19 protein-coding genes and 1 tRNA gene are annotated in these 18,499 nt (G+C 40.4%); 12 read left to right on the top strand and 8 right to left on the bottom strand.

Going from position 1 to position 18,499, the window contains the following annotated elements; genetic code table 11:
* Window positions 1-23 precede the first annotated feature (23 nt).
* From purT to D7V32_RS13950, 3 genes are all read right to left on the bottom strand, one after another.
* Window positions 24-1,238: a formate-dependent phosphoribosylglycinamide formyltransferase gene (gene purT, locus D7V32_RS13960; RefSeq protein ID WP_171407675.1), complete on the bottom strand. Its 1,215-nt coding sequence runs from the start codon at window positions 1,236-1,238 to the stop codon at window positions 24-26.
* A 300-nt stretch (window positions 1,239-1,538) separates the two neighbouring features.
* Complete coding sequence (gene ygaH, locus D7V32_RS13955; RefSeq protein ID WP_120403448.1) at window positions 1,539-1,886, bottom strand: L-valine transporter subunit YgaH; 348 nt, start codon at window positions 1,884-1,886, stop codon at window positions 1,539-1,541.
* A gap of 1 nt (window position 1,887) precedes the next feature.
* Entirely contained in the window at window positions 1,888-2,634 is a 747-nt protein-coding gene (locus D7V32_RS13950) for an AzlC family ABC transporter permease (RefSeq protein WP_120403447.1), read from the bottom strand.
* Between the two features lie 102 nt (window positions 2,635-2,736).
* Between D7V32_RS13950 and D7V32_RS13945 the strand changes: the two genes are divergently transcribed.
* Entirely contained in the window at window positions 2,737-3,219 is a 483-nt protein-coding gene (locus D7V32_RS13945; RefSeq protein ID WP_120403446.1) for a hypothetical protein, read from the top strand.
* Between the two features lie 456 nt (window positions 3,220-3,675).
* On the opposite strand, the gene D7V32_RS13935 is transcribed toward D7V32_RS13945, so the two are convergent.
* Window positions 3,676-4,371, bottom strand: coding sequence for a Crp/Fnr family transcriptional regulator (locus tag D7V32_RS13935; protein ID WP_120403444.1), 696 nt, complete (start codon window positions 4,369-4,371; stop codon window positions 3,676-3,678).
* Window positions 4,372-4,477: 106 nt separating this feature from the next.
* Between D7V32_RS13935 and D7V32_RS13930 the strand changes: the two genes are divergently transcribed.
* The gene (locus D7V32_RS13930) at window positions 4,478-5,017 is read left to right on the top strand and encodes an Mpo1 family 2-hydroxy fatty acid dioxygenase (protein WP_120403443.1); all 540 of its coding nucleotides are present in this window, start codon (window positions 4,478-4,480) and stop codon (window positions 5,015-5,017) included.
* A gap of 69 nt (window positions 5,018-5,086) precedes the next feature.
* Here the strand turns inward: D7V32_RS13930 and D7V32_RS13925 are convergent, their stop codons facing one another.
* Complete coding sequence (locus D7V32_RS13925; protein ID WP_120403474.1) at window positions 5,087-5,422, bottom strand: hypothetical protein; 336 nt, start codon at window positions 5,420-5,422, stop codon at window positions 5,087-5,089.
* A gap of 289 nt (window positions 5,423-5,711) precedes the next feature.
* A complete protein-coding gene (gene ychF / locus D7V32_RS13920; protein ID WP_120403442.1) occupies window positions 5,712-6,803 on the bottom strand; it encodes a redox-regulated ATPase YchF in 1,092 nt (363 codons plus the stop codon).
* A 544-nt stretch (window positions 6,804-7,347) separates the two neighbouring features.
* Between ychF and D7V32_RS13915 the strand changes: the two genes are divergently transcribed.
* Window positions 7,348-8,112, top strand: coding sequence for a glutathione S-transferase family protein (locus D7V32_RS13915; protein ID WP_120403441.1), 765 nt, complete (start codon window positions 7,348-7,350; stop codon window positions 8,110-8,112).
* A gap of 86 nt (window positions 8,113-8,198) precedes the next feature.
* Here D7V32_RS13915 and D7V32_RS13910 read toward each other — a convergent pair whose 3' ends face one another.
* Window positions 8,199-9,491, bottom strand: a complete 1,293-nt coding sequence (locus D7V32_RS13910) for a hypothetical protein (protein WP_147394227.1) — start codon at window positions 9,489-9,491, stop codon at window positions 8,199-8,201.
* 479 nt (window positions 9,492-9,970) lie between these two features.
* Between D7V32_RS13910 and D7V32_RS13900 the strand changes: the two genes are divergently transcribed.
* A complete protein-coding gene (locus D7V32_RS13900; RefSeq protein WP_120403438.1) occupies window positions 9,971-10,441 on the top strand; it encodes an Lrp/AsnC family transcriptional regulator in 471 nt (156 codons plus the stop codon).
* 159 nt (window positions 10,442-10,600) lie between these two features.
* On the opposite strand, the gene D7V32_RS13895 is transcribed toward D7V32_RS13900, so the two are convergent.
* Window positions 10,601-10,677: transfer RNA gene (locus D7V32_RS13895), tRNA-Ile, on the bottom strand.
* 724 nt (window positions 10,678-11,401) lie between these two features.
* Here D7V32_RS13895 and D7V32_RS13890 point away from each other — a divergent pair.
* The 8 genes from D7V32_RS13890 to D7V32_RS13855 form a co-directional block, all read left to right on the top strand.
* Window positions 11,402-11,971, top strand: coding sequence for a 1-acyl-sn-glycerol-3-phosphate acyltransferase (locus D7V32_RS13890; protein WP_120403437.1), 570 nt, complete (start codon window positions 11,402-11,404; stop codon window positions 11,969-11,971).
* Between the two features lie 106 nt (window positions 11,972-12,077).
* On the top strand, window positions 12,078-12,827 hold the full coding sequence (locus D7V32_RS13885) for a YebC/PmpR family DNA-binding transcriptional regulator (RefSeq protein ID WP_120403436.1): 750 nt from the start codon (window positions 12,078-12,080) through the stop codon (window positions 12,825-12,827).
* A 305-nt stretch (window positions 12,828-13,132) separates the two neighbouring features.
* Complete coding sequence (locus D7V32_RS13880) at window positions 13,133-13,336, top strand: hypothetical protein (RefSeq protein ID WP_120403435.1); 204 nt, start codon at window positions 13,133-13,135, stop codon at window positions 13,334-13,336.
* Between the two features lie 108 nt (window positions 13,337-13,444).
* Window positions 13,445-13,876, top strand: a complete 432-nt coding sequence (locus D7V32_RS13875; protein WP_120403434.1) for an I78 family peptidase inhibitor — start codon at window positions 13,445-13,447, stop codon at window positions 13,874-13,876.
* Between the two features lie 109 nt (window positions 13,877-13,985).
* A complete protein-coding gene (locus D7V32_RS13870) occupies window positions 13,986-14,345 on the top strand; it encodes a hypothetical protein (RefSeq protein WP_120403473.1) in 360 nt (119 codons plus the stop codon).
* A gap of 311 nt (window positions 14,346-14,656) precedes the next feature.
* On the top strand, window positions 14,657-14,929 hold the full coding sequence (locus tag D7V32_RS13865) for a hypothetical protein (RefSeq protein ID WP_120403472.1): 273 nt from the start codon (window positions 14,657-14,659) through the stop codon (window positions 14,927-14,929).
* Between the two features lie 298 nt (window positions 14,930-15,227).
* A complete protein-coding gene (locus D7V32_RS13860; RefSeq protein ID WP_120403471.1) occupies window positions 15,228-17,867 on the top strand; it encodes a bifunctional aconitate hydratase 2/2-methylisocitrate dehydratase in 2,640 nt (879 codons plus the stop codon).
* A 112-nt stretch (window positions 17,868-17,979) separates the two neighbouring features.
* Window positions 17,980-18,499 (top strand): hypothetical protein (locus tag D7V32_RS13855; RefSeq protein WP_147394226.1); only part of this gene is annotated, 520 nt, incomplete at its 3' end.

Below are 18,499 nucleotides of genomic sequence, written 5' to 3'. Positions count from 1 at the left end.
AGGGTCCGTTGTTTGTTACAAGCTTAGTTTTGATGAACACTGACTTGCTGTGCAGCTTGGGCTGCCAGTTCGCGCGCTTGATCTGTTGTTTCAGCACGTGCTGTCGCAACACCCATGCGGCGGCGTTTAAAACCTTCTGGTTTGCCAAATAAGCGTAAATCTGTGTTCGGATTTGTCAAAGCAAGATTTAAGCCAGAAAATGATAAGTTTGAGTTATCTACACCTGCATAAATAACAGCGCTGGCAGCCATGCTGTGGCGAGCGGTATTTACAGGCAAGCCTAAAATAGCGCGGGCATGCAGCTCAAATTCACTTTGAAATTGAGAGGCTAGAGTCACAAGGCCAGTATCATGCGGGCGAGGAGATACTTCACTAAACCATACTTTGTCACCTTTGACAAATAGTTCTACGCCAAAGATTCCGCATCCGCCAAGCGCTGCAGTGACTTTATGCGAAATACGTTTAGACTCATCGAGCGCAGCAGGTGTCATGGCTTGAGGCTGCCAGCTTTCTACATAGTCGCCTGAGTCTTGGCGGTGGCCAATAGGGTCACAATACGAGGTTTCGATTTCACCAGTTTCCGCATTTTTAGCGCGTACAGTCAATAAGGTAATTTCAAAGTCGAAATCAATTTGTGATTCCACAATCACTTTGCCTTGATTTACACGGCCGCCGGTTTGCGCATATTCCCAAGCGGCATCGACTTCATTAAAACCTTTAACGCGGGATTGTCCTTTACCTGATGATGACATCACAGGTTTCACGAAGTTTGGATAGCCGATGTCGTCGCAGGCAGCGCGGAAAGAGTCCAGTGAGTCTGCAAAACGGTATGCTGAGGTTGGCAGGCCTAGTTCTTCCGCGGCTAAACGGCGGATACCCTCACGGTTCATTGTTAAATTAACAGCTTTAGCGGAAGGAATAATGGTGACAGCGCCAGCATCTTCAAGTTCAACTAATACCTGCGTTGCAATGGCTTCAATTTCCGGTACAACTAAATTCGGTTTGATGCGGTCAATCAGCTGTTTCAGCTCAGCAGGGTCAGCCATATTCAGGGTGTGTGAATAGTGCGCAACTTGCATCGCTGGCGCATGATCGTAACGGTCAGCTGCATGCACTTCTACGCCTAGGCGCTGCAGTGAAATAACAACTTCTTTACCCAACTCGCCTGAGCCTAAGAGTAATACTTTGAAAGCTGAAGATTGTAGCGGGGTACCAATAGTCACGCTCATGTGGATAATCCGTGCTTGATTTTATGGGCTTTTAGCATAGCAGAACTAATCGTGCAGATAAGTATGCGTTCATATAAATAAATGATAAATTCCAACAAATTTTTATAAAATGCATAGGCTCATTTGCCTTAATAGGCGTAGCCAAAGAAGTTGACGATTAAAAGAGGGCTGTTTTTTTAATGCCAATCTAAGATGAATTGGATTTATTGTTTATTTAAGCATGGCATGAGGCGGCTGCATGGCATATCGGTGAAATACCGTGCAGCTTAGATTGAATAAAATAGAAATTTGACTTCATGATGGGGTGAATTAAAAAGGTACTGGCACGTAGGTATAAACCAAACCATAAGTTAGCGCGGCAGTTAATGTCGCCATGACAATCCGTTTAAACTTAAAGTAAAGTGCAGTCAGTACAATAAAGCCAACTAGCATGGCAAAGCTTTTATTTGGTGTTTCAAGCAGCGGCGGCAATGTTGCAACAACAAGCATAGAGCTGATTGCGGCAATGCCGATAGAACCTAATGCAATTTTGATCCATAAAGCGCCGCGTTTTTGTGAGCCTTGCTGAAACTTTTGAATAACAAAAAATGGCCCAAAGCGCGAAGCAAAATTGGCAATGCCTACTAAAATGCCGACAAGTATAATTTCGATATTCATGTTAGGCTCCAGTATGCTCATTATCTTGCTGTTTTAAAACATAATGTTTAAACAGGCCCGCTAGAATGCCAGAAGAGATGCCAATGAAAATAGCTGCTGAAAGATCGATAAAATAGCATGATACAGCAGAAACAAGAGTAGTTACTGCAACCACAAAAGTATGTTTCTTTTCAAAAGCAGCCAGTAAGAAGCTTAGGAATAAAGCGGGAAGCAAGAAGTCGAGCGCTGCCTGTAAAAACTGCGGCAGATTGCTGACCTGATCTGCAAAAAGCCCGCCTAAAAAAGAACCCAGCGCCCAAGACATCCAGCTGAATAAACTTAAGCCAAGCATCCATGATTCAGACCATTCCTGACGGCGCTGCGTCAGTTTAATCATGCCTGAGGCAAAAACTTCATCGGTTAAACCCCAAGACCAAATAGCTGTTTTTTTCAGATTTAAGCGGTCTTGAATGAGGTTCTGCAATGCAGGGCCATATAGCAAATGACGGATATCTAAGGCAATAACCGTCAGCGCCGTCATCCAGATTGATGTTCCGCTGCCAAGCAGCGCAACGACTAAGAACTGACTGGCGCCAGCATACATGGAGCAGGAGAGAAACAACGCTTCCCAAGCAGTAAAGCCAAATTGCGTCGCAGAGACACCAAAGGCAAAAGAAACAGGAAGATAAGTGAAAATAATCGCTTGACTATCTTTAGCACCTTGCCAAAAACCAGCAGGTTGTGCTGGGGATATATTGTGCTCTGACACGACACACCTTGTGGGATAGTTGATCATTAGGTCAAATTAGATTGAGTATTGTACCTGAATTTACTAGCATAGTGCCGAAATGTTTGAATCAGTAGGCTCAATATGTTTAGCTGCAAATCACATGCGGTAAAAGCCGTAATTTTGGCCGGAAGCGCTATGCTGCTGCAGGCTTGCGGAAACTCTTCTGATGCGCCTGAAGAAAAGGTTATTATTAAAGCTGCGCCTAAACTAAGCAATGATGCGACTGCTTATGCAAATGAAGCGTGGAAGTTTATGAATGTTGTCGATACTCTAGTATATGAAAAGCAGTCTGGTGTGCTGGAAGAGCAGGTGCGAAAGCCTGCACGCAAGCTGAGTACAGATTGGCGTATCAATGTAAAAATGACAGATTCTGTAACTGAAGGTAAGTTTGCACTTTGCCGTAAGGCATTAACAAGCTTAGATATTTGGGCGCGCACAGTCATTGAGGGCGATGCCAATGCCGTACAAAAACAAGCAGATTATGAACGCGATAAAAAACAATGCGAAGGTGCGATTGCAAATCCAGAGCTAGGCAATACGGACCCTAAAAAAATTGGTGTTTGAATATACGCACGGTTAACTGTGATAAAAACAGCAGAAACTTCTGCTGTTTTTTTATTTTTTCAATAAAGACTTTAAATGGATTAATTTTTTTATTTTCGGCTGTTTTTAAAATCCACTAAATTATTGCTATTCGATAATATTTTTCAAATAAAAGCTATTTTTATATGGTTTTTAATTATCATTGATAATGATTTTAAGATGAAAAAAGTATTAAATTTAACATTCTTGGTGTCATTCGGTATTTCTGCCAATGCGTGGCCAATGATCGGAACAGCTCTTATGAAGCAGCGCCTTGCAGTAATGGTTTTGATACAGTGGATGTTTGTCAGCTGCACTCTTAAATATATATTCAGTATGCGAATGAAGCGCTAAATTAAAGCAAAACAATAATAGGATCTAAAAAGAGGCCTTAGATTTGCACTATAAATGTGCTTATTTGTAAAGAGGCTCTGATATTTATGGTAAAGCATGCGCAATACGGTGCAATAAGCCTATATCAAGTATTTCAATTCTACGGAAAGTGACTTTCAGTACGCCGCGTTTTTCTAACTCTTGCAGCTCCTGATTGACGGTTTGCCGTGAACAGACAAGCAGCTGCGCTAACTGCTCCTGTGACAAATGAATGCTGTGCTGTTCAATTGCAATATGATTGCCGTAGCCATTTAAAATAAACAGAAGCCGCTGCGCTAAACGCTGGGAAATATTTTGGGTTTGAATTGAGATCAGTTCTAAAAAAGCATAGCGCAATTTTTGGCTGGTCAGCTGGGCAATATGAAACCAAAATTGCGGATGCTGTTCCAGCAGCTGCTGTATGCTGACGCTGGGCAAATGCAAAACCGTACTTTTTTGCAATGTAATTGCATCGTGTGAACGCGGCTGGCGGTCGACTAGAGATATTTCGCCAAACCACATGATTGGCTCAGCGATGGCTGCAATGGCTTCTTTGCCTTGAATGTCAATATGGCCTAACCGAACAGCGCCTTCTAAAACTGCATAGATGCCGTCAAAAGGGTCGCCTGATAAAAAAATACGCTGATCTTTTTGACAGCTTTGGTATTGCGCATGCTGCAAAATAAATTGCTGATACATTGGGCTGAGCTGATTAAACCAAAAGTTATTGTGCAAATGTGTTAGATATTGCTGATCAGGCATAAAAATTCCATTTTTTATATTTCAAAATCAGTTGTCGGCTGCGCGACAACTTGCGCTTAATTAATCTTATATAGTGGAATCATAATTGCTACAAGGATGCACTGATATGACGAAATTAGAACAGCTGTTAAGTCAGTATGCAGCTTACCATTTGGATCATAAGAATATTATTACCCATTTTATCGGTATTCCGCTGATCGTATTTTCTTTAATTTGTCTGACTGCACGTGCTGGTGCGGTTGTTTCTGGCTTTGAAGTGACCTTAGCGATGGTCATTTTGACGGCCTCTGTCATTTATTATTTAAGCTTAGATAAAATTTTTGGTCTAATTATGCTGGCTGTTTATGTACTGGCTTATCCATTAGCGTATATTGTGGCGCAATGGAGTATGGCAGCATGGCTGAGCGCAAGCATTGGTATCTTTATTGTCGGCTGGATATTTCAGTTTGTTGGGCATTTTTATGAAAAGAAAAAGCCTGCATTTATGGATGATGTGATTGGTCTGGCCATAGGTCCCTTATTTGTTTTGGCAGAAATGGTTTTTATGCTCGGTTTTCGTAAAGATATTGAGCAGCGTATGCTGGAAGAGGCCAGAAAGCAGCGCGCAATGATGGATCAAAAAGTGAAAGAGCCAGTGAATGTTTAAATTGTATTTAAATCAAGCCTCTAAAGAAAAAGGCTGATCATTTGATCAGCCTTTTTTGTGCTGCAGTATTTAAGATAAAGCTGTTTTAGCATTGTGCTGTACTTTATGTGCATCAGCAGACGCTTTTTGAGTGCTTCCTTTGGCTTTTTGCGCACTTAGAGCAGCTTTTTGAGCATCAGGTTTTGCGGTTTTGGCATCAGTTTTCGCTATTTTAGCATCGGTTTTTGCCATGGTTTTTTCATGACTGTTTTTGTGGCTATTTACTTTTTGCACTGCAATGCATTTTCCGCCGCGATGGTTAGCGCCAGTGCCGCCTGTCAGTGTGGTGCCTTGCGGGCAGGCAAAAGCCGTCGCGCTTAAAACCGTTAAAACACTTGCTGCGATAATTGTGCTTAATTTTTTCATTGCTTTTGTCTTTATGAAAATAGGCATTGGCGCCTGATATTTAAGATAAGCCCAGCCACCAAATGATTCTGCTGTAGATTGAGGTGAGTGTTGAAAAGAATTTATATACAAGTGTGATGAATGATTATTTTTAAGTTTGGATTCATTTTTCTAGATTAGAAATGAAAAATTTAGGATTTTGAATTTTGAAAAAACGCACAGCAAACAAAACCCTTTGCCATTTTTATAGGTATAAAAAAAGCTCCAGAGTCGGAGCTTTTTTCATGTGCTTAAATGAGTTTTAAGCAAATTATACGTTGAAGCGGAAGTGCAGAACGTCACCGTCTTGAACGATGTAGGTTTTGCCTTCTAAGCGCCATTTGCCAGCCTCTTTCGCGCCAGCTTCACCGTTGTACTGAACAAAGTCATCATATGCTACGCATTCTGCGCGGATGAAGCCTTTTTCAAAGTCAGTGTGAATTACACCTGCCGCTTGAGGTGCAGTTGCCCCAATTTTTACTGTCCATGCGCGAACTTCCTGCACACCGGCAGTGAAGTAAGTTTGCAAGCCAAGCAGTCCATAACCGGCACGGATGACAACGTTCAGTCCAGGCTCTTCCATACCAAGAGCTTCTAGGAACTCAGCACGGTCTTCGTCTTCAAGCAGTGAAATTTCAGCTTCAATTTGGTTGCAAAGCGGAACAACAATTGCATTCTCTTCAGCGGCTAACTTTTGAACAGCTGCTAAGTGAGGGTTGTTTTCAAAACCGTCTTCTGCAACGTTCGCGATGTACATTGTTGGCTTTAAAGTCATTAGACCAAAGCCGCGAACCAATTTACGTTCGTCATCATCTAAATCAGCTGCGCGTGCAGGTTTACCTTCGTCTAGCAACGGTAAAATTTTATCTAGAACGGCTTTAGTTGCAATCGCTTCTTTGTCGCCGCCTTTAGCTGATTTTGCTAAACGTGTAACTGCTTTGGTTACTGTTTCTAAGTCAGCTAATGCAAGTTCAGTATTGATTGTCGCGATGTCATCCAGCGGATCAATTTTGCCGTTAACATGAATAACGTTTTCGTCTTCGAAGCAGCGAACGACGTGAGCAATCGCATCCGTTTCACGAATGTTAGCAAGGAATTGGTTGCCTAAGCCTTCACCTTTAGATGCGCCTGCAACTAAGCCTGCAATGTCCACAAACTCCATTGTGGTCGGTATAACGCGCTGCGGGTTAACAATAGCAGTCAATTTGTCTAAACGCGGATCTGGTACAGGAACGATGCCTGTATTTGGCTCAATTGTACAGAATGGGAAGTTTTCAGCAGCAATAGCAGCTTTAGTTAGAGCATTGAAAAGAGTAGATTTACCAACGTTCGGCAAGCCGACAATACCGCAATTAAAACCCATGAAATAACTCACACAGTGTTATATATAAAAATTGCCGATGATTTTACATGAAAGCCATGACAAAGTCATGGTTTGCTTATGCGTGAGCGAAGGCCGCTTAAATGCAGCGGCAGCACTGATGCTGTGAGGGATATGAAATATAATCAGTGCTGTAGAAGACGTTTTTGCATATTGGCGCCGCTTTTGCGAGAAGCTATTTACTGCTTAGGATTTCATTATAATAAAAGCTTTCTATTTATCTGCTTCCGTGTTGTTCATTGTATGAAATGGGGCGGTTGCTTTTTATTCGAGTGATTTATTGTACGGTGTTGAAATATATTTAAAAAACTCATGCTGCATTTTATTCTTTAAGTCCTTTTTGCTATTTGCACTATAGACGTGAAATTCAGCTTGGTGTTTTATCGGACTTGGCCTTTAAACATTGAATTTGCGCAAAATTCACATTGTTTTTCTTTATATGTGTGACTAAAGTATCCTGCTGATAAGTCAGCTTTCTTCACGTTCTTAACGGCCTTATACCTAGAACAATGATTTTGGAGTTTTTATGCGAACGTTATACCAGTTTCCGCTTTCTCATTTTTGTGAAAAGGCGCGCTGGATTTTAGATCACAAAGAATTAGAATACGTCGCACAAAATTTAATGCCAGGTGTTCACCGCGCATTTGCGCAGCTGAAAACAGGTCAAAATAAACTGCCTATTTTACGTGATGGCGATATGTGGGTAGCAGATTCCACTCAAATTGCATTGTATTTGGATGAAAAGTATCCAGAGCATAGCCTTTTACGTACAGACAGTCAGTTAAGAACACGCGCTTTAGAAATCAATGCGCTTTCAATAGAATTGGGGCTGCATGTCCGCCGCTGGGGGCTATCTCATGCCTTAATTGAGGGCAATGAGTCTTTAGATATTCTTATTGGCGAAAAGGGGTATTTGCGCCGTTTAGAAAAATATTCAAAGCCTATTTTAAAAGCGATTGTATCTAAGGGGTATCAGCTGGATACAGAACAAGTTGCAGATTCAAAAGAGCGTATGCAGGTGCTGGTAGAACAGCTGAACCAGCAGATTATTGAGCAGGGCGGGCGTTATTTTGTAGGTGACCGTATTGGTTTGGCGGATATTGCTGTATGTTCGATGCTTGCGCCAATTTTAGAAGTTTCAGGCACGCCTTGGGAAAAAGAATCAGATGAAGTTATTTCTGATGAATTCAAGCAATATAAAGAGTATTTGCAGGAATTGCCTTTAGGGCAGTATGTGCAGCGGATTTATAAAACCGAGCGTAATGCGCGGGTAGATTGGCGCGGCGTATAATATTGATAAGTTTGGCTTGGTATTGAAAAAAACGCGCCTTTGGCGCGTTTTTTTCAATATGAACTGGTATCTTTATTATGCATGCATTAAACATATGGTACAGGTTGAGAAATCTCGATACCTTGGGTTAATTGAGTGAGTGCAGATAAATCGCCCGAGGCTAGCGGCATAATGCCTGTAAGTTTATGGGCGGCACTGGTTAATTGTGAACTGATTTGGCTTAAGTCAATATTGCCCATTTGACTGCTGCCGGAAATGAGGTCTGACAAATTCGGAAGAGTGCCGAAGTTGAGGTCTGGTATTTGATCTGTGCTGCTGTCAATATCTTTTTGTCCAGAAGATGGAATTGAACTCAGCAAGTCTCCTAAGTCTGGCATTTGAGCATTGCCTAACAAATTACTGAAATCGCCTTTTTGCCCCAGCATATCGACGACAGGCTTTAATGAGCTTAATACGTTATTTAGATCGGCAGAAAGTGTTAGGAGTGATGGATTATTGACAAAGTCGAGCATGGTTTTAACGCTATTCAGTACATTATAAACGGCGTTAACAGTCTCTGTCTGGCTTGAATCTAGACTTCCGCTTTCTGCAAGTAACTTCAGTAAGGGATTAGTTCCTTTAAGCATGCCTGAAATGGTTTCTGGAATATTGCTGCCGTTTGCCTGAGTAAGCGTGCTAACCAGCGCAGTCACACTGCCAATTACAGATGGCAGCGCTTTTTGCAGCATAGCCATATCTATATTTGAACTGCCAGTATCAATGGATGCAAGCAAGGGCATAAGAGATTGTGCTGCAATTTTTGCAATATCGCCCATATCGGCATTGCCTGCATTGAGTGTGCCAGTAATTTGAATGATTGGCTGAGCAATTGCTAAGACTTTATTTAGTGTACTGATAATTTGTGCGGTATCTGTGTTGGTGTTGGAAGCAGCGAGCTGAGCCAATAATGGTTTTAGGGCTGTAATTGCGCTGGCTGTATTTTCAGAGACATCTGTCTGACCGTTAAAGCCATTGATTAAACTGGTGATGGTCTTGACGACTGTCGGTAAAGATTGAAGCAGTTGAGCTTGGCTGGTTGAAGATGAACTATTTAGTGATTGCAGCAGCGGCTGCAAAGTTTGCATAAGCGTATTGAGTGTTTCTGCATTCAGAGCAGGTTTTGAACCGCCAGAGCTTAAACTGCTGATCATATTGATGATTGAAGGCAATGATCCTGCTAAGCTGCTTAAATCAATGGAGCTTGATTTAGCGGTATTGCTGATAAGAGAGCCGATAGCAGGTTTTATTAAGTCTGAGAGTGAGCTCAGCTGTAATTTAGGGCTGAGGACTGAGCTGATTTTAGGAGCAGCTGCGAATAAGCTTGTGAATTTTAATGCCATGGAGTGTATTCCTTATTATTTATTTTTAACCAGTATTGTTTAATTTTTGAGCTGATTTTTTTCAAGGTATTTTTAAACTGAAAGTTATGAAAAGTAAAATATTGAAAAATGAATCATTTTAAAAATGTGAGATGCTGTTCTCGTTTTATGCGGGTGATATGAGGATAATTGTTTGATTTTTAAAGAAGATGTATTTGGTCGGAAAGGGCGGTAAATACGGATGAATGGATCATATTTATGTTTTGCGTGAATAGTTAAAATAATAGGTGAGAATGAATCACGATGATGAAATTTGTCATTAAATTTTAATAAACAAGTAAAAACTGGGTAAATATTTCTAAAAAGTGATCAATAAGTGAAAAAATATTTGGCAATGGGTTTGTTATTTATTACATTGGAGAAGAACGCTGAATCGAAGCGTGAATGGCTCATAACACAAAATAAAGTAATTGGCGCAGCTGCGTAACAGGGAGCAAAGCATGGAACTCGACCGCTTTGATAAGCAAATTTTAGAAATTTTAACGCATGAAGATTTGAACTTAAATGAATTGTCTGAGCGTATAAATTTATCTGTAAGCTCTGTGCATAGACGAATTAAGCATCTGATTGATCAGAATATTATGTCAGGTTTGAAGCGTGAACTGAATTATCAAAAATTAGGTTTCAGCTTGCACGTGCTGCTGCAGGTTTCGCTCAGTAAACATGATACAGATACTTTTGCTAAATTTTTAGAAGAGCTTGAGAGTATTCCTGAAGTGATCAATGCTTTTTTGGTGACAGGGCAGTCTGCAGATTTTATTGTCCAAGTGGTTGCAAAAGATATGGAAAATTACAGTGATGTTTTACTCAAGCGGATTGGGAAAATTGAACATGTTGTGGCGCTGCATTCCAGCTTTGTGATTAAAGAATATAATGTTTTTAACTGTACAGGATTGCTGAGCAAGGCTTGAGCGCTGCAGTGACTGGCTGCTATCTATATAAGGGTGGGCAGTAATCATTATTTTTGCTTTGAATAAGCGGTACTTCTTTTTTTTACTTATATAGTGCTTACATGGAAATAGGCAATAAAAAACCACTTAGGATTAGTACACCTAAGTGGTTGTTTTATATGGTGGGCCCACACAGACTTGAACTGTGGACCAACGGATTATGAGTCCGCTGCTCTAACCAACTGAGCTATAGGCCCTATATGCCGAAAGTGTTATATATCAACAAGTTCAAGCGAAATGAATACTATCGGAGATTTTTTGAAAAAACAAGTGTTTTTCCTTCTTGTTGTACACTAACAAAACAAATTCTATTAAGGAGGAATAAAAAATACTATTTTCTTAGGGTTTTCCTGAAAATGCAGAAAAATATTGGATAGAGCAGAGTGATTGTTAGTTTGATTTTACTTATAGATTTTATATATTATTTGAGGCATTCTTGGTTTAGGCGCGAAGAAATACACTTATTTTTCTGGATGCAGAAAAATAACAATAGAAAAGAAAATGAGATGATTTAACAATCAACGGCCTCTGTTTTCTTGGAATCGAGATAAATTTCGATTAAAGACCATACAGATACTAGAGCGAGCATACCTAAAGAGAAAAGCAATGCGCTGATAACCGTCATTTTTGAATCCTGTAAAGCCTAAAATTGTTTTAAAAGAACTTAAATGAGTTCCTTTAACCTGCGACAAAAGTCTAATAAGAATTACTAGGCATGAACAGTACTAAAAATATACTTATTAATACTTTATACTTCTCATTTCATATTTATTTTAAATCAATAAATATACAGTTAGCGTTTCTAAGTCTTAAAAAAATATATAAAATTATACATCTGTACTGAATCTACAGTTTTGCTCTTGACTGTCCTTCTAAAGAGGATGAAATTAGGCACTCTTTTTTATACCTTGCTGTTCATTCATGCTGAAAAAAATTATTGGCGAATCTGCGTTTAAGCTTTCAGGCTGGACTTATGAAGTTAAACCGGATGTGCTTGAAAAAAAACAAGTCATTGTAGGTTTTGAACATACATCTATGATGGATGCTGTGCTTTCCCTTGCTCTGTTCCAAATTTATGACCTTAAAATCCATACTTTAATTAAAAAAGAGCTCTTCAAAGGTCCGATGAAGCCTATTTTAGACGCTGTTGGCGGCATTCCAGTTGACCGTCAGTCAAGTAAAGATATTGTGCAGCAGATGGCTGAACACTTTGCGGCAAATGATAAATTTAACTTGGTCATTGCGCCTGAAGCAACTCGCGCTAAGCGCGGTGAAGCGCGCAAGCCTATCCGTACTGGTTTTTGGTATATTGCAAAAGCAGCCGGTGTGCCTATTGTCTTAATGTATGCAAATTCACATACAAAAAAAGGCGGTATTTTTGGCAAGATCTATCCGACAGATCTAGATCATGATCTGGCGCTGCTGAAAAATCTGTACAAAGAAAATACAGGTTTGGACATTATTATTCCAGAACCTAAAAACAACTCTTAATTGATGAAAAAACTCTAAACTAAGCACTTTCTCAAAAAAAAGCGCTTATGGTAGAATTTGCACAATTTGAGAGGCATAAGGCCAATCTACAAGGAGCATATTTCGCATGGCGGGTCATTCCAAGTGGGCTAACACAAAGCATCGTAAAGCAAAACAAGATGCGAGCCGCGCTAAAGTATTCACAAAATTTATTCGTGAAATCGTAACAGCTGCCCGTTTAGGCGGCGGAGATGTTGCATCTAACCCGCGTTTACGTGCTGTAGTAGAAAAAGCATTATCAGCAAACATGACACGTGACACAGTCAACCGCGCCATTGCACGCGGTGTAGGCGGTGAAGAAAATACTGATTTAAAAGAAGTAACCTATGAAGGTTATGGCGTTGGCGGCGTTGCTGTAATTATTGAAACAATGACAGATAACCTTAACCGTACTGTTCCTGATGTACGTCATTGCTTCTCTAAGACTGACGGTAATTTAGGTACAGCTGGTTCTGTAGCCTATATGTTTACTAAGCGCGGTGAGATTACTTTTGAAGATGTTTCTTTAGAAGATAAAATTATGGATGTCGCTTTGGAAGCAGGCGCGGAAGATATTGAAGTTGATGAAGACGAAATCTTAGTTATTACAACGCCTGAAACATTCGGTGAAGTTCAAGATGCTTTAACTGCAGCTGGCTTAAAATCTGATAATGCAGAAGTTGTAATGAACCCTTCAACTAAAGCACTGATTACAGATGTTGATCAAGCGAAAAAAATCGTGAAAATGATTGATATGTTTGAAGACTTAGATGATGTTCAAAACGTTTATACGAATGTTGAGTTCTCTGACGAAGTTTTAGCGCTGCTTGATGAATAATCTTTGCACTGCTTAAAAAAACGCGCCAAAAGGCGCGTTTTTTTATTGGAATATGGCCACATTCAGTATTTAAAAAATGCGCAGACTTGCTTGCCTTCTGCCGCAGTTTAAGTGTAAGAGGCTGCGCCTCTATTTGATCAATCGAGGAAATTTTATCTTCGAGACATTGCCTCAAGGCTAGATGTGTATGATTTAAGATGCAAATAACCAATCGCAAATGGCGAATGCAGACTGAAAACCAATAAAACCATACTAAAAGTATGTGTATATTAGGGGGGTATAGTTTTCTATTTGAGCATAAAATTATGTCGACTAAGTTTGTATTTAGATTTGCGATGATTTTACTGTTGGTGCTTCTGCTTTCGGCGCTTGCAATTCACTTCTTTTTTAATCCGGGCGCAACAGTTATTCTTTGGATTTTTGCAATGCCGCTTATCTTGGGGATTCCAATTTTATCTTCTGTGGTTTTGGCGACCAATGAAGAATTGGATATTCATGCTGTAAATTAAGACATTTGTTCCCGCAATTTTTATATTGATCATGCAGATGTGACCGCTGGAACGGTCTATGCATTACAATAGCTGTTAATTTAAAGGCTATAAATAGAGGAAATGTAGATGAAGCATCTTGTTTGGATGAGCTTAGTTCTTGTTGGGCTTGCAGGCTGTGCAGCTCAAAAAACTGAAAGTACTGCACAAAAAATCGGTATGACGAATCCTGCAAGTCAATATTGTGTTGAGCAGGGCGGTAAGCTGGAAATACGCAATGAAAATAACGGACAGGTTGGTTATTGCCATTTAGCGAATGGTCAGGTTGTTGAGGAATGGGCGCTGCTGCGTTCTAGCCAGTCTAACTGTGTGCCAGAGGAGGCTAATCGTTTAGTCGGTCAGTCTAATGTATCCGAAGATCAAATTAAAACGCTGACAAAGTCTCAAATTGTACGCATGGTCAAACCAGAGCAGCCAGTGACTATGGACTACCGTTCAGAGCGTGTGACTGTGACAGTAGATCCAAATAGCAATAAAATTATTGCTGCAAATTGCGGTTAAGCATCTGCGTTTAAAAAGCCCGAAAGGGCTTTTTGTTTGTTCAGAATGCGCTAATTTACATGACAAAAGCCAAACGATCTTTTATATTGCCTGTCGTAAGGAGAAGTTCATGAAAAAGTTACTCGCTTTATCTGTTTTGGTGGCTTTGGCTGGCTGTGCTGAAAAGAAACCATTAACCCCTGAAGAGCAGTGGCAAGGTTATTGCCGCAGTGTAGGCAATGCAGCGCGTACAGTAATGCTTGACCGTCAAAATGCAATTGAAAAAGACAAAGCTGTAGAGCATGCCAACAAAATTGAAGACGAAACGACTAAGAAGTTTCTCTTGACGATTGTAGATGAGGTGTATGCGCTTCCAGAGTCTGCAGTGAAAGAGGATGTTGAAGCTTCCCGTGAGAAAATTCGTGCGGAATTTACAGCGAAATGTATCGCCACGCCGCATGATAAAATGCCTGAATATAAGCCTTTCTAAGTTTCTAAGACTGAAACAGTATTGAAGGTGACCGCTCTTTTTAGGGCGGTTTTTTATTTGAAGCCTATTGGTTTGAGTGAACGTGAATAGCGCTTTTAAGCTGAAGCGGTTTAGTATTTTTTATAAAAATATTTATTCGCCTAAATGACATAGCAGAAGACGATATATTGAAAAGAATCATGATTCAGATACTCAAAATAGCCTAAGCTAGATTGATCACAAATTGTCACAAATCCTATATCTGCAATATAGAAAAGCTTATCTTTTTAATGAATAATGGCTTTAAAGATCCGCATTATAAGGAGCAGCAAATGGATGTTGTCGGCTATATGAACCATGCAGATTTACTTTTGGAAGATGAGCAGGGACTTGTCATTATTGGCGGTGTCAATTATGTGCTGAGCATAGGCGACAAGGTTTACTTTAAGCGCAATATAGATCAAGGATTGCAGCAGCGCTGTGCGATTGATATTTCCTTTGCCAGCAATCAGCATTGCGGCTTATTTGAAGACCAGTGCCAAGTAAAATTCAGCGGCAATCGTACAGAATTAAATCAATATATTTCAGCAACTACAGTACACTAAGGTGGAATATCCAAGGGTTAGAAAAAAGGGCAACATTTGGTTGCCTTTTTTATGAAGTGAGTTTTTGTTAAAAGTTAATTTGAGTGGCTGAAGAGTGTGCAATAAGTACTGAATTTGCTTAATGTTTGAACGAAGTGTGTACTATTTATTTATGAAATAATGGGCATCACAAAGAAACACTGTACTTGCATTAACTTTTAACTGGAATTTTAGTAAAATTTAGCAGTCCATATTGCTTGTGAAGCTTTATTTAAAGCAGGAATTCATGAGTAATTTTTTAAAAAAGAGGAATAACACCGTGCTAGAAGCTTACCGCCAACACGTTGCAGAACGTGCCGCACTCGGAGTCCCACCGAAGCCACTTGATGATGCTCAAACAGCTGCATTAGTTGAATTATTAAAAAATCCACCAGCGGGCGAAGAAGCATTCTTAGTTGATTTGCTTGAAAACCGTGTTCCTGCAGGTGTTGACCAAGCTGCATACGTTAAAGCTGCATTCTTAGCTGCTTTGGCTAAAGGCGAAGCTGCTTCACCTCTAGTTTCTAAAGAACGTGCTGTTTACTTGCTAGGCACTATGCTTGGCGGTTATAACGTTGCTCCTTTAGTTGCGCTTCTTGATGATGCTGAGCTTGCAGAACTTGCAGCTGACGCGCTTAAGAAAACTCTTCTTGTATTTGATGCGTTCCATGACGTTGCTGATAAAGCAAAAGCGGGCAATGCAAATGCACAAGCAGTTATGCAGTCTTGGGCTGACGCTGAATGGTTCACTAGCCGTAAAGACGTTCCTGAAGAAATTAAACTGACAGTTTTCAAAGTAACTGGCGAAACAAACACAGACGACTTGTCACCTGCACAAGACGCGTGGAGCCGTCCAGACATTCCGTTACACGCTAACGCAATGCTTAAAAACGTACGTGACGGTATCAACCCAGAAGTTCCTGGTGAAGTTGGTCCGCTTAACCAAATCAAAGACCTTATCGCGAAAGGCAACCAAGTTGCTTACGTAGGTGACGTTGTTGGTACTGGTTCTTCTCGTAAGTCAGCAACTAACTCTGTACTTTGGTTCTTCGGTGACGAAATTGCTCACATCCCGAACAAAAAAGACGGCGGTTATTGCTTAGGTTCTAAAATCGCTCCGATTTTCTTCAACACAATGGAAGATGCTGGTGCATTGCCAGTAGAAATCGATGTTCAAAACATGAACATGGGCGACGAAATCACGCTTAAGATTGACCACGCTGCTGCTAAAGTAACGGCGTTCAAAGACGGCGCTCAAATCGCTGAATCTGAACTTAAAACTCCAGTTCTTCTAGACGAAGTACGTGCTGGCGGCCGTATCAACCTGATCGTTGGCCGCGGTTTAACAACTAAAGCTCGTGAAGCACTAGGTCTTGCACCTTCAACTTTATTCCGTACTCCAGTTCAACCTGCAGCTACTGGTAAAGGTTTCACTCAAGCTCAAAAAATGGTTGGCCGCGCTTGTGGTCTTCCTGAAGGTCAAGGTGTACTTCCAGGTACTTACTGCGAACCTAAGATGACGACTGTTGGTTCTCAAGATACAACAGGTCCAATGACTCGTGACGAATTGAAAGACTTAGCTTGCCTCGGCTTCTCTGCTGACCTAGTTATGCAATCTTTCTGTCACACAGCTGCGTATCCAAAACCAGTTGACGTTCAAATGCAGCACTCGCTTCCTGATTTCATCATGAACCGCGGCGGTGTTTCTCTACGTCCAGGTGACGGTATTATCCACTCTTGGTTAAACCGTATGCTTCTTCCAGATACAGTTGGTACTGGCGGTGACTCACATACTCGTTTCCCAATCGGTATTTCTTTCCCAGCAGGTTCTGGTCTTGTAGCATTCGCTGCTGCAACTGGTGTTATGCCGCTCGATATGCCTGAGTCTGTACTTGTTAAGTTCAAAGGTAAAATGCAGCCTGGTATCACACTACGTGACCTTGTACATGCGATTCCTTATGTTGCGATTCAACAAGGTGACTTAACTGTAGAGAAGAAGGGTAAGAAAAACATCTTCTCTGGTCGTATCTTAGAGATCGACTTAACAGAAATGGAAACTGACCTGACTGTTGAGCAAGCGTTCGAACTTTCTGATGCTTCTGCTGAACGTTCAGCTGCTGGTTGTTCTATCACACTTTCTGAAGAGAAAGTTGCTGAATACCTTAAATCAAACATTACTATGTTGAAATGGATGATTTCTGAAGGTTATGGCGATGCGCGTACTATGGCTCGTCGTGTTGAGAACATGGAAAAATGGTTGGCGAACCCATCACTTCTTAAAGCTGATGCTGACGCTGAATACACGAAAGTGTATGAAATCGACCTTTCTACAATCACTGAACCAGTTCTTTGCTGTCCGAATGACCCAGATGATGCCAAATTGCTTTCTGACGTTCAAGGCGTGAAAATTGACGAAGTATTCGTTGGTTCATGTATGACGAACATCGGTCACTTCCGTGCGGCTGGTAAATTGTTAGAGAAAGTTCCTGGTGGTTCTTTATCTACTCGTCTTTGGTTAGCTCCTCCAACTCGTATGGACGAACGCCAATTGATGGAAGAAGGTTTCTACAATACTTATGGTAAAGCTGGCGCGCGTACTGAAATGCCAGGTTGTTCATTATGTATGGGTAACCAAGCACGTGTAGCACCGAACACAACTTGTGTATCGACTTCTACTCGTAACTTCCCGAACCGTTTAGGTCAAGGTGCAAACGTTTACTTAGCGTCTGCTGAACTTGCTTCTGTTGCTGCTGTACTTGGTAAATTACCAACTCCAGAAGAATATCAACAATATGCTGCTCAAATCGACAGCATGTCTGCTGACATCTACCAATACTTAAGCTTCGACAAGATGGAGTCTTATACAGACGCATCTAAAGAAGTTGATACGAAGAAAATTGCTGCTGCTCAATTGTCTTAATGAGCCAGGATAAAGAAAAGCCGAAAGGCTTTTCCCTGGCGCAAGGGCAAATCTATGATTTGCTGAGCAAAAGTAGTTAAAATAAGGGCTGATTTATCAGCCCTTATTTTTTATGCAAAATTATTACGAAAATAAATTTGAGTCTATTTTTTTAGAATTTGGATTAGAGCTTGCAAAAGAAAAAATTGTGGAAGATCTTTTGTATAAAAGTTCACAACCTAAAACAGGTGGTTTTAAAAATAAATTTGATATGTTTTGGCAATCAAATTTTATAAATATAATTAATATTAATGATGTGAAAAATGAAAATTACATCCTTGCATTAAGCCTATATATTCGTTACGAAACAAATAATAAAAATATTTGTATTCAGTATTTAAATCTTGATTTACAAAGTTTTATTCTAGCAATTCGATATTCTGGAATTATCCTTAATTCTGATCATAGTTCTTGGGGAATATTGAAGGTTGTAGCGGAAGAGCTGGCTATAGATCAGTTAAGTAACTTTATTCGGACAGTAGAGCACTTACAAGAACAGTATAAATTTAGATTAGAAGATTACGAGGATATTAAAAATAAGCTAAATATTGGTCAAATTACTGCTATGGTTTTTGGCAGTATATATGCTTATG

The sequence above is a fragment of the Acinetobacter tianfuensis genome (assembly GCF_003611465.1).
Classification (GTDB): domain Bacteria; phylum Pseudomonadota; class Gammaproteobacteria; order Pseudomonadales; family Moraxellaceae; genus Acinetobacter; species Acinetobacter tianfuensis.
This window is presented reverse-complemented; position numbering and strand designations above follow the sequence as displayed.

Coding starts and splice junctions, on each gene's coding strand:
- ygaH (WP_120403448.1), bottom strand. CDS start 1,886: ATGAATATCGAAATTATACTTGTCGGCATTTTAGTAGGCATTGCCAAT.
- D7V32_RS13945 (WP_120403446.1), top strand. CDS start 2,737: ATGTTTAGCTGCAAATCACATGCGGTAAAAGCCGTAATTTTGGCCGGA.
- D7V32_RS13935 (WP_120403444.1), bottom strand. CDS start 4,371: ATGCCTGATCAGCAATATCTAACACATTTGCACAATAACTTTTGGTTT.
- D7V32_RS13930 (WP_120403443.1), top strand. CDS start 4,478: ATGACGAAATTAGAACAGCTGTTAAGTCAGTATGCAGCTTACCATTTG.
- D7V32_RS13925 (WP_120403474.1), bottom strand. CDS start 5,422: ATGAAAAAATTAAGCACAATTATCGCAGCAAGTGTTTTAACGGTTTTA.
- ychF (WP_120403442.1), bottom strand. CDS start 6,803: ATGGGTTTTAATTGCGGTATTGTCGGCTTGCCGAACGTTGGTAAATCT.
- D7V32_RS13915 (WP_120403441.1), top strand. CDS start 7,348: ATGCGAACGTTATACCAGTTTCCGCTTTCTCATTTTTGTGAAAAGGCG.
- D7V32_RS13910 (WP_147394227.1), bottom strand. CDS start 9,491: ATGGCATTAAAATTCACAAGCTTATTCGCAGCTGCTCCTAAAATCAGC.
- D7V32_RS13900 (WP_120403438.1), top strand. CDS start 9,971: ATGGAACTCGACCGCTTTGATAAGCAAATTTTAGAAATTTTAACGCAT.
- D7V32_RS13890 (WP_120403437.1), top strand. CDS start 11,402: ATGCTGAAAAAAATTATTGGCGAATCTGCGTTTAAGCTTTCAGGCTGG.
- D7V32_RS13885 (WP_120403436.1), top strand. CDS start 12,078: ATGGCGGGTCATTCCAAGTGGGCTAACACAAAGCATCGTAAAGCAAAA.
- D7V32_RS13880 (WP_120403435.1), top strand. CDS start 13,133: ATGTCGACTAAGTTTGTATTTAGATTTGCGATGATTTTACTGTTGGTG.
- D7V32_RS13875 (WP_120403434.1), top strand. CDS start 13,445: ATGAAGCATCTTGTTTGGATGAGCTTAGTTCTTGTTGGGCTTGCAGGC.
- D7V32_RS13870 (WP_120403473.1), top strand. CDS start 13,986: ATGAAAAAGTTACTCGCTTTATCTGTTTTGGTGGCTTTGGCTGGCTGT.
- D7V32_RS13865 (WP_120403472.1), top strand. CDS start 14,657: ATGGATGTTGTCGGCTATATGAACCATGCAGATTTACTTTTGGAAGAT.